Raw genomic sequence first — 14,437 nt, 5'->3', positions numbered from 1 at the left:
ATGAATAAGTATCTTTCCATTTTCCGCAACGTTTTCGCAATGGGAATCGCAATTCCTTGTGGAATTGCATTTTCTCAAGTCACCATTCCCAATGTACCCTTGGTGACCCAGATTACCGCGAAACCAATGGTGATGCTCACGGTGGGCAAAGACCATCGCATGTTCTATGAAGCATACAACGATGCTTCAGACATTGATGGCGATGGCGCCATTGATATTCGATTCAAACCGAAAATTACCTATCTAGGCAATTTCGATTCCACGATTTGTTATGAACATAACGGCAAAAGTGACAAGGATGGGCTGTTCACGCCGAGCGCTGCTGCGGGAGAACTCAATACATGCAGTAGCGGGAAGTGGTCTGGAAACTGGTTGAACTATGTGACAACCAGTCGCATAGATGCCTTACGCAAGGTCTTGTACGGCGGCTACCGCGAGATCGACAGCACCTCAGAAACTATTTTGCGACGAGCCTATATCCCGCAAGATGCACACTCATGGGGCAAGGAATACACTAGTGAGGCGGTAGATGGTTACAAAATATCGGACTACACGCCACTCAGTCAGCCGAGCACTGGAAAGCGGCATTTTTTCGGAAGCCTGACACCCAATGCAGGCAAAGACTGCACAACACTCAGCGATTGCAGTGAAAAGCTGCAACCTTGGTTATCGGTCGTCACCAACTCAAGCAAACGAATCTGGGAATGGGCATCGACGGAACGCCCCGTATTAGCAGACGGAACCCATGGTGGTACCCGTACGAACTACACGGTTCGGGTAAAGGTGTGCACGTCTTCATTCAATAACGGATGCAAACAGTACGGGACGGTCTACAAGCCGATCGGACTACTACATGACTATGGCGAGAATAACGCCATGCTTTTTGGCCTCCTTACTGGAAGTTATGACAAGAATATGTCTGGTGGGGTTTTGCGCAAGGTTGTTTCGTCATTTGCTGACGAAGTCAACCCATCGACCGGCCAGTTTACGAGCAGTGCAAAGATCATCAAGACCTTTGACGCCTTACGCATTCGTGATTTCAATAACGGCCGAACGGATAACGCCTACAAAGGTGGTTGGCAGACAACCTCAGCCATGACTGAAGGCACGTTCCCAGACTGGGGTAATCCTATTGGCGAAATGATGTACGAAGGCCTGCGTTACTTCGCCGGAAAAGGAACGCCTACGACGGACTTCTACGCAACCACTGCGACCAAAGATTCGGAAGTAGGGTTGTCTCGTGCCTCGTGGGATGACCCATACTCGTCGAGCAGTTCCGCAAAGGCACCGCGATGCGCCAAATCGAGCTTCCTCACTATATCGGACATCAACCCCTCCTACGACTCCAATCAATTGCCTGGCAGCGAGTTTGCGTCCTTCACCGGTGATGTGACGGGCTTGAATGTACTCACCGAAGCAACAACCATCACAGCCACTGAAGATGGTACCGCGACCGGGAAAGTCACCGGAAAGCGCTTTATTGGTCGGTCAGGCTCCACGGACGACTCTGCACCCACCGCCAAAGACGTGACATCTTTAGGTAAGGTTAGAGGCTTGGCACCCGAAGAACCCACCAAGCAGGGCAGCTATTACTCTGGTTCAGTGGCCTATTTTTCCAAACGCTCTGATATACGCAGCGACCTGACGGGAACACAGAGCATCGACACTTTTTCCGTTGTACTTGCATCGCCTCTCCCACAATTGGCAGTCAAATTGCCCAATGGCAAGGTGATCACCGTGGTTCCATTCGCCAAATCGACGGGGGGATCGTCAATTGACGCAGCAAAGGGCAAGTTCCAGCCGACAAACCAGATCGTTGACTTCTATATTGAGCAAATTGTCAATTCAGGCACAGGTGACAAAGACACCTCCGTCAATGGAGGACGTTTCTATTCCAAGTTTCGTATCAATTTTGAAGACGTAGAACAGGGCGCTGACCATGACATGGACGCCATTGTTGAGTATGTCGTGAAGGCCAATGCCGACAGCACGTTAACCGTCACGGTCACACCAACGTATCAAGCTGGTGGTATCCAACATGCGATGGGGTACGTGATTTCGGGAACAACCAATGATGGTGTCTACCTAGTAGTGCAGGACGAAAACCTCGACCGCCCCTATTTCCTGAATGTTCCACCTGGCAGGTCGCCGGGCTACTGCGATAACTCCACCAACTTGGCGACAGCCGCCTGCAAGAAACTGCCCTACGTCGGCGGAACCGCTCCATTGGACAAGAGCGAGATTACATTCAGCCCCAGTTCAACAGCATCGGCGACTTTTCTTCGCGATCCGCTTTGGTATGCCGCGAAATGGGGAGGATTCAAGGACAAGAACGGAAACAATAAGCCCGACTTGACTTCTGAGTGGGACTCAGACGGTGATGGCGTGCCCGACACGTATTTCCTGGTGCAAAACCCCGTCAAACTGAAAGAAGCTCTACAAAAGGCGTTCGACCAGATTTCGGTGATCAACTCTAGTGCGGCCAACGTGATTGCCAATAGCTCGAGCATCTCGACGGATACTCGGGTGTATCAAGCGCGATTTGACTCTAACTATTGGTCCGGCGACCTGGTGGCCTACCCGGTGACTTCCAACGGCGTGAGTGGAAGCACAGAGTGGGAAGCGTCTTCCAAGATGCCGTCAGCTGCGAATCGAAAGATTTTTATTCGAAACTCCGATGGAACAACGCGCGAGTTCAACGGAACGTCATTCACCAGCATGCCAAGCGCCGATCAAGGATCGATTGTCGACCTCAATCGGCTGAACTATTTGCGCGGAGACCGAACGCTGGAGATCAGCAATGGTGTCGGTACACTCCGGAACCGGGCCCACGCACTTGGTGATTTGGTTCATTCATCACCGTACTTCATCAAAGACTCCAATACCGTTTTCGTCGGGGGTAACGACGGAATGTTGCACGCATTCAACGGCAGCACAGGGGTCGAGACGTTTGCATACATTCCCACCCAAAGCATCAGCAAGTTGGGAGCGCTGGCATCCACGTCGTACACCCACGATTTTTATGTCGATGGTGACATCGTAGTAGGGCCCAAATCGACAGAGACAGGCAATAAAAACTGGCTTTTTGGTGCTCTTGGTAGAGGCGGTAAAGGACTCTTTGCACTGGATGTGACGGACCCCACCACCTTCTCCACATCCAACTCCTTATGGGAATACACACCGGCTGCGAGCAGCACAGCTGCGAGTGATGTGGACCTCGGATACATCCTGGGGCGCCCGATCTTCGCAAAACTGAACAACGGCTCTGTCGCAATCATTTTCGGAAACGGCGTAAACAGCACCAACGGTAAGGCGGTTCTGTACATTTTGGTGTTGAACTCTTCCGGTCAAATTGCCAGCACTGTCAAACTGGACACCGGCGCTGGGTCCGATAACGGACTTTTCGGACCGGCAGTATTCGACACCAACAACGATGGCAATGTGGATGTCGTCTATGCAGGCGATCTGAAGGGCAATGTTTGGAAGTTCAACTTATCCGCAGCAAGCACCGCTTCCTGGGGGGTTTCCCATAGCGGAAAGCCCTTGTTTGTCGCAACCAGCGCAGCTGGCATTCGTCAGCCCATAACCGCGCCCCTCACGGTTGTGGTGAACAACAAGTCAGGGGATGAAAAATTTGGCAAACGATTTGTTTTCTTTGGCACGGGTGCGTACTTCCGGTCCACAGACCCCGCCGACACCGCAACGCAGTCTTGGTACGGCATCATCGATGATGAATCGGCCTTTGAAGACTACTTGCCCTCCGCGGGCAAGACATACCAACGGGACTTCCTGAAAACACGCACGGTGTCCAGTGCAACGACCTACGGAGGTAAGCCAAGCCGCTACTTCAGCGCAGTCACTGCTGGCGACATGGCATCCGCGAAGGGGTGGGTCATTGACTGGAGCGTCGAGGCGGGCGAACGCATCATTACCGAGTCAATTCAGTACAAGCTTAAGCAATATGCGCTCATCGCCAGTTCGATGGTTCCCTCGGCGACCGACCCTTGCGTTCCAGGTGGTACCGGCTATGTCAATGCAGTCGATCCTTGGTCTGGTTCCGAAATTCCGGGGGACAGCATTTTCGACGTCAATGCTGACAACAGTTTCTCGGACGATAAAGTTGCTGGCCGCTCCATTGGGTCCGTGAATCTTGGCGTAGGATTGCCCAGCCGTCCTACCTTGATCGGATCGCGTCTGGTTGTCGGTGGCACGGACTCCGTCAATCGCGTAAAAGACGTCAAGGTGAACCCCGGCGCGGCCGCCAAGAAGGGGCGCATATCCTGGCGAGAAATCATTAAGGACTAAGTTATGAAGCAGCATTTGCGATCCGGTCAAGCTGGATTCACGTTGATCGAATTGATGATTACTGTGGCGATCATCGGCATATTGCTGTCTGTCGCTTTGCCTTCCTATCAAAGTCACGTAATGAAAACTCGCCGGTCTGTCGCCGCGTCTTGCTTGCTGGAACACTCCCAATACATGGAGCGGTTCCGTACAACCAACCTCACTTTCACTGGCGCCGATCTGGCGAATTTCACTTCTCCTTGCCTTGCAGACTCGCAAGCAAGCTATACCTACGCATTCGCAGCCGGGGAACCGACTGGAACAACTTTTGCCATTGAGGCTACTCCAGTCGCAGGGAGTGCGCAGGCAGGCGACACTGCGTGTGCAACCTTGAGGATTCGGCAATCGGGGGCCAAAGAGATTTCAGGCACCGGCAGTGCAGCGACCTGTTGGCGGTGAATGAACGAATTAATTAGTCAGGCACTTGACCTAGCATCTAAAGGACTCTCACTCACCTCCCCCAACCCTCGGGTAGGTTGCGTCCTGATCGACCCTTCAGGGAGAGTCATTGGTCAAGGCCACACCCAGCGCGCAGGTGGCCCCCACGCTGAAGTCATGGCGCTGCGGGACGCAGCCCAAAAAGGCCTCAGCACGCAAGGGTCGACGGCCTACGTCACGCTGGAGCCCTGCTCCCACCACGGCCGCACCGGCCCTTGCTGCGAAGCGCTGATTGCCGCCGGCATACGAAAGGTCGTTGCAACCAACCTTGACCCCAATCCCCTGGTGGCCGGACAAGGCTTCGAACGCTTAAAAAAAGCGGGGGTGGAAGTGGAGTTACTGCCAGCCGACCATCCAGCGGCGATCGCCTCCCGCGAACTGAACATTGGTTTCTTCAGCCGCATGGTGCGCAAGACGCCTTGGGTACGCCTCAAGATTGCCACATCACTGGACGGAAAGACGGCTTTACCTGATGGCTCCAGCCAATGGATCACCGGACAGGATGCGCGCGCCGACGGCCACGCCTGGCGAGCTCGGGCTTGCGCCGTGCTTACCGGGGTGGGCACGGTGCTGAAGGACAACCCCACACTCAACGTACGGGCCGTCGAAACGCCACGCCAGCCGCACCTGATCATTGTCGACAGCCAACTGCGTACTCCACCTAACGCTGCACTGTTACAGCAAAGCATCCAGCGCCAGGTCTGGATCTATGCGGTGGAGACCACCGACTCCGCAGTACAAGCGCGCGCCCAGACCTTGCGGGAAGCGGGTGCCCATGTGTGCTTTTTACCGCCGACTTCCGGCAGTTTGCAGGTCGATCTGCCCGCGCTGCTGCAAGACCTGGGGCTCCGGGAAATCAATGAACTGCATGTGGAAGCAGGCCAGACACTCAATGGTGCGCTGATTGAATCGGGACTGGTGGATGAATTCCTCTGGTACCTGGCGCCGAAACTGGTGGGCGAAGGTCTGGGTGCGGCCCACTTCGGCCCGCTCCAGTCGCTTGACCAGGCCCTGGCGCTCGATTTCCTCGACCAAGCCCTGGTGGGCAATGACCTGCGCATTCGCGCGCGGGTTCGCGGACGCGATCGGTTCTGATCGGCACCTGACCGCCGCGGGCAGTCCCCCGCCGCAGTGTTTTTCCGCGGGTGACACGCCGGGGCTCCCAAAGCCTGCGAAAATAGCGCGATGTTTACCGGAATCATCACCGCGGTAGGGCGTATCGACGCCGTTGAAGCGCTAGGCGCCACACCGCAACACGGCAAGCGCCTACGCCTGTCCTGCCCTCCCCCTTACCTTGACGACGTAACTCTCGGCGACAGCATCGCACTCAACGGCGCCTGCATGACCGTCACCAGTTTCGACGCCGCAGCGGGCACCTTCACCATCGACATCTCGGCCGAATCGCTCGACAAGACGGCGGGCCTGGACCAGCCCGGAGCCGTCAATCTGGAAAAAGCCCTGCGCGCCCATGACCGTCTGGGTGGCCACATCGTTTCAGGCCATGTGGACGGCATTGGTCTGGTGGACCGTTTCGAGCAAGTGGGCGAAAGCTGGGAACTGCGCATTGCCGCACCGCGCGCCCTGGCCAAGTTTCTGGCCTACAAGGGCTCCATCACCATCAATGGCGTCAGCCTCACGGTGAACCGCGTGGAAGACCGTGAACAGGACTGCGTGGTCAGCATCAACCTCATTCCCCATACCATCGAGAACACTGCCCTGGGCAGCCTGAAGGCGGGCTCGCGCGTGAACCTCGAAATCGACCTCATTGCCCGTTACGTCGAGCGCATGCTCAGCCCCGCTGCAGCATGAACCCGGACCATTCCATGACTACTCTGACCCCTGTTGAAATCTCCCCTGTCGAAGACATCGTGGCCGACATGCGCGCCGGGCGCATCGTCATCCTTGTGGACGAAGAAGACCGCGAAAACGAAGGCGACCTGGTGCTGGCCTCGGACCATGTCACGGCCGATGGCATCAACTTCATGGCCCGCTTTGGCCGTGGACTGATCTGCCTGACCCTGACACGCGAGCGCTGCGAGCGCCTGCAGCTGCCGCCCATGACGGCCCGCAACGGCGACAAGAAAGGCACGGCCTTCACAGTCTCCATCGAAGCGGCAGAAGGCGTCACCACCGGCATTTCTGCCGCCGACCGCGCCCAGACCGTGCGCGCTGCGGTGGCCAAGGACGCCAAGCCCGATGACCTGGTGCAACCCGGCCACATCTTCCCGCTGCAGGCCGTGGACGGCGGCGTGCTCATGCGCGCCGGACACACCGAAGCCGGGTGCGACCTGGCTGCCATGGCCGGTTGCACGCCCTCCTCCGTGATCTGCGAGATCATGAAGGACGACGGCACCATGGCCCGCCTGCCCGACCTGCAGCTGTTTGCCGCAGAGCACGGCCTGAAGATCGGCACAATCGCCGACCTGATCGAATACCGATCCAAGTCCGAGTCGCTGATCCAGATGCTGGGCCAGCGCCCGCTGCAGACCGCCTTTGGCGAGTTCACCGCCCATGCCTTCAAGGACTCCACAGGCCAAGGTATCCACCTGGCCCTCGTCAAAGGTGCCTGGGACGCTACAGATTCCGTAGCAGTTCGCGTGCATGAGCCGCTGTCGGTGCTGGACGCACTGGAAACCGGGCGTGCCATGCACAGCTGGAGCCTGGAGGCCACCCTGCAGCACATGCAACAGGAAGGCGCAGGCGTGGTGGTACTGCTCAATTGCGGCGAGAGCGGCGAGCAGTTGCTGGCCCAGTTCAGCGGCACCGCGCGCTCTGCGCAAGCGCCCGAACGCGGCAAGATGGACCTTCGCACCTATGGTGTCGGTGCCCAGATCCTGCGCCACTGTGGTGTACACAAGATGCGCCTCATGGGCAGCCCGCGCCGCATGCCCAGCATGGCCGGCTACGGGCTCGAAATCACCGGCTACATCAGCAAATAAACAGACCAATACAAAGGGAAACTGCCATGTTTGGAGCAGACAAAGGACACGCCACGACGCCGCAGGAGCGGCTCAACGGCAAGAAACTCAGCATCGGCATCGTGCAGGCACGTTTCAACGCCGGCATCACCGATGCACTGATGAACGCCTGCAAGAGCGAACTGCTGAGCCTGGGGGTCTCTGAAAAGGACATCGAACACGTCACCGTACCCGGTGCACTGGAGGTTGCCGTGGCACTGCAGGCCATGGCCGAGAAGGGCAAGCATGACGCACTGATTGCATTGGGCTGCATCATTCGTGGCGAAACCTACCACTTCGAGCTGGTGGCCAATGAATCCGGCGCAGCAGTCACGCGCGTAGGCCTGGACTACCAGCTGCCCATCGCCAACGCCATCCTCACCACGGAAAACCTGGAGCAGGCCGTGGCCCGCCAGGAAGAGAAAGGCCGTGACGCTGCCCGCGTTGCGGTGGAAATGGCCAACTTGCTGGAGGAACTGTCGTGAGCGATCAGCAACCCACCAGCCCTTCCAAGCGCCCTCCCCGCCAGAGCCGCACCGGTCTCACCAGCACCGGCGTCAAGAAAGCCGCCAGCAAGTCCGACCGCAGCCGCGCCCGCGGCTTTGCACTGCAGGGCCTGTACCAGCACCTGGTGGGCCGCAACCCGGCCGATGACATCGACACCTTCACGCGCGACCTGCTTGGCTTCAACAAGGCCGACGCGGCGCACTTCGACGCCCTTCTGCATGGCTGCATCGAACACGCCACCGAACTCAATGCGCTGATCGAGCCGCACCTGGACCGGCCTTGGCTGGAAATCTCGCCCATCGAACACGGGGTGATGTGGATCGGTGCCTACGAGTTCAAGTTCTGCCCCGACGTGCCCTGGCGCGTGGTGCTCAACGAATGCATTGAGCTGGCCAAGGAATTTGGCGGCACCGACGGCCACAAGTACGTCAACGGCGTGCTCAACGGCCTGGCACCGCAGTTGCGCAGCGCCGAAGTGCAGGCGGATCGCGCCAAGAAGGCCTAGGGCAGCGCACGGCATGCAGTTTTCCAGCCGCGCGCAGGCCATCGAGCCGTTCTACGTGATGGAAGTAGCCAAGGCGGCCTCTGCCCTGGCCCGCGAAGTCGCCCACAGCGACGACCCCATGGTGTTCCTCAACATCGGCGAACCCGATTTCACGGCGCCGCCACTGGTACAGGAGGCGGCCCAGAAAGCCATTGCCGACGGCCACACCCAGTACACCCAGGCCATGGGCCTGCCGCTGCTGCGTGAGCGCATCAGCCACTGGTACGACCAGCGCTTTGGCGTGCAGGTGCCCGCAAGCCGCATCGTGGTGACGGCCGGCGCCTCTGCGGCCCTGCACCTGGCCTGCATGGCGCTCATCGAAGCGGGCGACGAGGTACTGATGCCCGACCCCAGCTACCCCTGCAACCGCCACTTCGTCAGCGCAGCCGAAGGGCGCGCCGTGCTGGTTCCCACCACGGCGCAGGAGCGCTTCCAGTTGAGCGCCGACAAGGTGCAGGCAGCGTGGGGCGAACGCACGCGCGGCGTGCTGCTGGCCTCGCCGTCCAACCCCACCGGCACGTCCATCCACCCGGACGAGCTGCGACGCATCCACCAAGTGGTGCAGTCACGTGGTGGCGTCACCTTGGTGGACGAAATCTACCTGCCGCTGAGCTACGAGGAGCAGTTCGGCCAGACTGCGCTGGCGATCGATGAGCACATCATCAGCATCAACAGCTTCTCCAAGTACTTCAACATGACCGGCTGGCGCCTGGGCTGGATGGTGGTGCCGGAAAAGCTGGCCCCGGTCATCGAGCGCTTGGCCCAGAACCTCTTCATCTGCCCCAGCACCATTGCACAGCATGCGGCACTGGCCTGCTTCGAGGACGAGAGCGTTGCCCTGTACGAGCAGCGCCGCAGCGAGTTCAAGGCCCGACGCGACTACTTCATCCCGGCCCTCAACGAGCTGGGGCTTACCGTACCGGTCATGCCTGACGGCGCGTTCTACGCCTGGGCCGACTGCTCGGCGGCCTGTGCGAAGCTCGGTGTGAAAGACAGTTGGGATTTCGCCTTTGCTGTCATGAACCAGGCCCATGTCGCAGTGACCCCTGGCCGTGACTTCGGTACGGCGCAGACCGCCCAGTTCGTTCGCTTTTCCACGGCCAGCTCGATGGAGCAGCTGCAGTTGGCCGTGAACCGATTGAAAAAACTCCTTGCCTGACTCCTTGATGACCCCATGAACCAGGACCTGAACATTCTCCATCTGGTGCTCAACGCCAGTGCCGTGGTGCAAGCCGTCATGCTGTTGCTGGTGCTGATCTCGGTCGGCAGCTGGGCGGCCATCTTCCGCAAGCTCTTTGCGCTGAAGAAGGTCAAGAAGCAAAACGATGACTTCGAGCGCAACTTCTGGTCCGGCTCCAGCCTCAATGACCTGTTTGGCGCCGCCAGCAAGAATGCCGCCCAGGGTGGCCCCATGGAACGCATCTTTGCCAGCGGCATGCGCGAATTCCAGAAACTGCGCGAACGCCGCATCACCGACGTCGGCGCGCTGATGGACGGTGCACGCCGCGCCATGCGGGCCAGCTTCCAGCGTGAAATGGATGCGGTGGAAACCAACCTTTCGTTCCTGGCCACCGTGGGCTCGGTTTCTCCCTATGTCGGCCTGTTCGGCACGGTGTGGGGCATCATGCATGCCTTCACGGGCCTGGCATCGCTGCAGCAGGTCACCCTGGCCACGGTGGCACCCGGCATCGCCGAGGCGCTGGTGGCCACCGCCATCGGCCTGTTTGCCGCCATTCCGGCCGTGGTGGCCTACAACCGTTTCGCGCGCGACATCGACCGCATTGCCAACCAGCAGGAAACCTTCATCGAAGAGTTTTCGAACATCCTGCAGCGCAATGTCAGCGCCCAGAGCGCTGCTCCCACTGCACGTTAAGCCATGCCCGGCGTAGCACACCGCGGCCGTGGCCGCCGCACCATCAACGAGATCAACATGGTGCCCTTCATCGACGTGATGCTGGTGCTGCTGATCATCTTCATGGTGACGGCCCCGCTCATCACCCCGAGCATGGTGGACCTGCCCAGCATGGGCAAGGCCGCGAAGCAGCCCGATCAGGTGATCGAAGTCGTGGTCACCAAGACCGACAGCTTCGAGCTCAAGCTGCAGGACAAGACCACTCCCGTCACCCTCAAGGACCTCGCTGCGTCGGTCAAGCGTGCCCAGGCCGGAAAAGATGGTGCCCCGGTCGCGAACTCGGCGGTGGTGATCAGCGCCGACAAGAGCGTGAAGTACGAAACCGTGGTCAAGGTCATGGACACACTGCAGCGCGCGGGTATCCAGCGCGTCGGTCTGTCGGTGCAACTGGTCAACTGACAGGTCTGCCATGGCACAGGCGGTTCAGCACGAATTCGCTCCCCCCGCACCGCGTGGCCTGGGGCTCGCATTGCTTCTGGCCTTGCTGGCCCATGGACTGCTGGCACTGATCCTGACGGCTGGTGTTCAGTGGAAGCGCTCTGCCCCCCAGGTGCTGGCGGTGGAAGCTGAGCTGTGGGCAGCAGTCCCCACCCAGGCGGCTCCGGCTGCGCCCTTGGAAGTACCCGAGGAAACCGCACCGACAACACCTCCCCTGCCCCCGGCGCCGGTGGAACCTGCGCCCGCCCCCACACCGGTGACCAAAACCCCGGCCCCGGACATCACGCTGGCCAAGGAAAAGGAACGCCTGAAGAAGGAAGAGCAGCAGCGACAGGAACTGGAAAAGCAGAAGCAGGAAAAGCTCAAGCTCGAGAAGGAAAAACAGGCCAAGGACAAGGCCGAGAAAGAGCGCCTGGAGAAGGAAAAGCTCGCCAAGGAGAAGGATCGTCAGAAGGACAGCCAGCAGGCCAAGCTGGAAGCCGCGAAGCGCGAGAAGGAAGAAGCACGGCGCCTGGAAGAGATCCGTCAGCAGAACCTCAAGCGCATGGCGGGGCTGGCCGCCAGTGGCGGTGGCACGGGGGATGCCAAGTCCACAGGCACGGCCGCGCAGAGTGCCGGGCCTTCCGCGGGCTACGCCGGACGTATTCGTGCAAAGGTCTACCCAAATATCGTGTTTATGGGTTCAGTTCCCATCAATGCGGCCACCGAGGTGGAAGTGCGCACATCGCCCGATGGCACCATCCTCAGCCAACGGGTGGTTCAGAGCAGTGGCGTGAAGGCATGGGACGAAGCCGTACTACGTGGCTTGGAAAAAACCGAGGTACTCCCAAAAGACACCGACGGTCGCGTCCCCAGCCCCATGATCATCAGCTTCCGGCATCAGGGAAACTGACAGGGCGACAATTGTCGCTACACATTTGGAAGCTACTCACGCAGTACCGAAGCGGGCCACAGCCCAAAATGGCACCTAGTCCTGGCGCCTGGGCTGCCAATGCACCGGGCGACTTTCCTGCACGACGGCAGGAGCACTGCCGCAGGATGCCATCTGAGACTGCTTGCAGCTCTTGGCCGAACCGCATCCACCACAGCCACCTCCGCCCTGCGCCGAGAATTGCTTCCACAGCCCGCGCAACACCGCCGCCGCACAGGCCAGAACCACCACGGTCACGATCAGCGTTTGCATATCAGCCTCCCAGTGCCAAGGTCACGCGGTACACCACAAAGGCGGCGGCATAGGCCAGCGAGAACAGGTAGACCACCATGAGGAGCGGGTAGCGCCAGCTGTTGGTCTCGCGGCGCACCACGGCCAGCGTGGGCAGGCACTGGGGTGCAAACACGTACCAGGCCAGCATGGCGTAGGCGGTGGCCAGCGACCAGCCCTGGGCGATGACAGGCGACAAGGCATCGGCTACCGAATCACCGGCGGCCGAGAGCGAATACACCGTGCCCAGGGCACCCACCGCTACCTCGCGGGCTGCGAGGCCGGGCACCAGGGCAATGGAAATCTGCCAATTGAACCCGAGGGGTGCAAACACCGTCTGCAGCAGTTGGCCCAGCTGACCGGCAAAACTGAACAAGATCGCCGGGCCCTGCGACTCGTCCCAGCCTGCGGGCGGCGCGGGATAGGTGGACAGGAACCACAGCAGCACCATCAACGTAAAGATCAGCGTGCCGGCACGGCGCAGGAAGGTGCGGGCCCGCTCCCACAGCCCCAGCACCAGATTGCGCAGGCTAGGCATGCGGTAGGGGGGCAGTTCCAGCATCAGCGGCTGGTACTCGGATTTCATCCAGGTCCGCTTGAGCACCCAAGCCACGGCCATGGCCGACACCACGCCCGAAACGTACAGTCCGAACAGCGTGAGGCCACGCAGGCTCATGCCCGCCACATCACGTTCCGGCACAAAGGCGCCGATCAACAACGCATAGACCGGCAGCCGCGCCGAGCAGGTCATCAGCGGCGCCACCATGATGGTGGCCAGGCGGTCGCGCCAATTGGTGATGGTACGCGTGGCCATGATGCCCGGAATGGCGCAGGCAAAGCTCGACAGCAGCGGAATGAAGGCGCGCCCCGACAGGCCCACGTTGCCCATGAGCCGGTCCAGCAGGAAGGCGGCGCGCGGCAGGTAGCCCGAATCTTCCAGCACCAGGATGAAGAAGAACAGGATCAGGATCTGCGGCAGGAACACCAGCACACTGCCTACACCGGCAATGATGCCGTCGACCAGCAGGCTGCGCAGCGGGCCATCCTCCATGCTGGCCTGCACCCACTCGCCCAGGGCGGCGACCGCTTCCTTGATGCCGTCCATGGGCACGCTCGCCCAGGAAAACACGGCCTGGAAGATGAGGAACAACACCACCGCGAGCAGCACCAGGCCCCACACCGGGTGCATGGCCACGGCGTCGACGCCATGCTGGAAGCGCGCAGCGCGCGGTGCCTTGGGGGCTGCCAGCGCAATGATGCGGCGCACCTCCTGTTGCAACTGGGCCGGCGCGCGCTCGGTGTGGTGAACCACGGCAGCGTCTGCGTGTTCGGCTCCGAGGCGGCTGGCCAGCAATTCGATCAAGCCCTTGTGTCCGTTGTGCTGCACGCCCACGGTTTCCACCACCGGGCAGCCCAGTTCGCGCGCCAGGGCCGCGGTGTCAATGTCCAGGCCATGGGCACGCGCCACATCGGCCATGTTCAGGGCCACCACCATGGGCTTGTGCAGGGTCTGCAGTTCCAGCACCAGGCGCAGGTTCATGCGCAGGTTGGTGGCATCCACCACGGCCACGATCATGTCTGGCGCATCCTCGCCAGAGCGGCGGCCTTCCAGCACATCGAGCGTCACCTGCTCGTCGGGCGTGGCAGGCGTGAGGCTGTAGGCACCGGGCAGGTCCACCACAGTGACGCTGCGGCCATCGCTCAGGCGGGCCAGTCCGGCCTTGCGCTCCACCGTGACCCCGGCGTAGTTGGCCACCTTCTGGCGCGCACCGGTGAGCAGGTTGAACAGCGCGGTCTTGCCGCAGTTGGGGTTGCCGACCAGGGCGATGCTGAGTGCGCTCATGTCAGAGGGCCCCCTGGGTCTGGATCTGGATGCAGCGCGCTTCTACCAAGCGCAGCGCGAACAGGGTGTCGCCCACCTGCACAGCCAGAGGCTCGCGCCCGCCCGGACCACGGCGCAGCACTTGCACCGGTTCGCCCTCGATGAAGCCCAATTCCGCCAGGCGGCGCAGGGTGGCATCGCCCACTTCCGCGCTGGCACGGGTCACGTTGGTCACCAAGGCATGGGCCCCATTGGGCAGATCAGAGAGATTCAT

Annotated in this window: 14 protein-coding genes; 11 read left to right on the top strand and 3 right to left on the bottom strand. The window is 60.3% G+C overall.

Translation table 11 applies throughout. From position 1 onward, the window contains the following. From RQP54_RS11110 to RQP54_RS11060, 11 genes are all read left to right on the top strand, one after another. Positions 1-4,305: a pilus assembly protein gene (locus tag RQP54_RS11110; protein WP_315678349.1), complete on the top strand. Its 4,305-nt coding sequence runs from the start codon at positions 1-3 to the stop codon at positions 4,303-4,305. Positions 4,306-4,308: 3 nt separating this feature from the next. Continuing rightward, complete coding sequence (locus RQP54_RS11105; RefSeq protein WP_315678348.1) at positions 4,309-4,743, top strand: type IV pilin protein; 435 nt, start codon at positions 4,309-4,311, stop codon at positions 4,741-4,743. After that, positions 4,744-5,877 (top strand): bifunctional diaminohydroxyphosphoribosylaminopyrimidine deaminase/5-amino-6-(5-phosphoribosylamino)uracil reductase RibD, encoded by a 1,134-nt coding sequence (gene ribD / locus RQP54_RS11100; RefSeq protein ID WP_315678347.1) that lies wholly within the window; start codon positions 4,744-4,746, stop codon positions 5,875-5,877. Positions 5,878-5,967: 90 nt separating this feature from the next. Continuing rightward, positions 5,968-6,591, top strand: a complete 624-nt coding sequence (locus RQP54_RS11095; RefSeq protein WP_315678346.1) for a riboflavin synthase — start codon at positions 5,968-5,970, stop codon at positions 6,589-6,591. A gap of 14 nt (positions 6,592-6,605) precedes the next feature. Then, positions 6,606-7,721 (top strand): bifunctional 3,4-dihydroxy-2-butanone-4-phosphate synthase/GTP cyclohydrolase II, encoded by a 1,116-nt coding sequence (gene ribBA, locus RQP54_RS11090; protein ID WP_315678345.1) that lies wholly within the window; start codon positions 6,606-6,608, stop codon positions 7,719-7,721. 26 nt (positions 7,722-7,747) lie between these two features. After that, entirely contained in the window at positions 7,748-8,224 is a 477-nt protein-coding gene (ribH, locus tag RQP54_RS11085) for a 6,7-dimethyl-8-ribityllumazine synthase (protein WP_315678343.1), read from the top strand. Continuing rightward, positions 8,221-8,751 (top strand): transcription antitermination factor NusB, encoded by a 531-nt coding sequence (gene nusB / locus RQP54_RS11080; RefSeq protein WP_315678342.1) that lies wholly within the window; start codon positions 8,221-8,223, stop codon positions 8,749-8,751. Before ribH ends, nusB begins: the two co-directional genes overlap by 4 nt. A 13-nt stretch (positions 8,752-8,764) precedes the next feature. Continuing rightward, positions 8,765-9,949 (top strand): pyridoxal phosphate-dependent aminotransferase, encoded by a 1,185-nt coding sequence (locus RQP54_RS11075; protein ID WP_315678341.1) that lies wholly within the window; start codon positions 8,765-8,767, stop codon positions 9,947-9,949. Positions 9,950-9,964: 15 nt separating this feature from the next. Next, positions 9,965-10,663, top strand: a complete 699-nt coding sequence (gene tolQ, locus RQP54_RS11070) for a protein TolQ (RefSeq protein ID WP_315678340.1) — start codon at positions 9,965-9,967, stop codon at positions 10,661-10,663. Between the two features lie 3 nt (positions 10,664-10,666). Further along, positions 10,667-11,101, top strand: a complete 435-nt coding sequence (locus RQP54_RS11065; RefSeq protein ID WP_315678338.1) for a biopolymer transporter ExbD — start codon at positions 10,667-10,669, stop codon at positions 11,099-11,101. Between the two features lie 10 nt (positions 11,102-11,111). Next, the gene (locus tag RQP54_RS11060) at positions 11,112-12,032 is read left to right on the top strand and encodes a cell envelope integrity protein TolA (protein ID WP_315678337.1); all 921 of its coding nucleotides are present in this window, start codon (positions 11,112-11,114) and stop codon (positions 12,030-12,032) included. Between the two features lie 75 nt (positions 12,033-12,107). Here the strand turns inward: RQP54_RS11060 and RQP54_RS11055 are convergent, their stop codons facing one another. The 3 genes from RQP54_RS11055 to RQP54_RS11045 are packed head-to-tail and all read right to left on the bottom strand — an operon-like array spanning position 12,108 to position 14,437. Next, complete coding sequence (locus RQP54_RS11055; protein WP_315678335.1) at positions 12,108-12,323, bottom strand: FeoB-associated Cys-rich membrane protein; 216 nt, start codon at positions 12,321-12,323, stop codon at positions 12,108-12,110. 1 nt (position 12,324) lies between these two features. Continuing rightward, complete coding sequence (gene feoB, locus RQP54_RS11050) at positions 12,325-14,184, bottom strand: ferrous iron transport protein B (protein WP_315678334.1); 1,860 nt, start codon at positions 14,182-14,184, stop codon at positions 12,325-12,327. A gap of 1 nt (position 14,185) precedes the next feature. Next, positions 14,186-14,437: a FeoA family protein gene (locus tag RQP54_RS11045; RefSeq protein ID WP_315678333.1), complete on the bottom strand. Its 252-nt coding sequence runs from the start codon at positions 14,435-14,437 to the stop codon at positions 14,186-14,188.

Source organism: Curvibacter sp. APW13, assembly GCF_032337135.1.
GTDB lineage: Bacteria > Pseudomonadota > Gammaproteobacteria > Burkholderiales > Burkholderiaceae_C > Allorhodoferax.
This window is presented reverse-complemented; position numbering and strand designations above follow the sequence as displayed.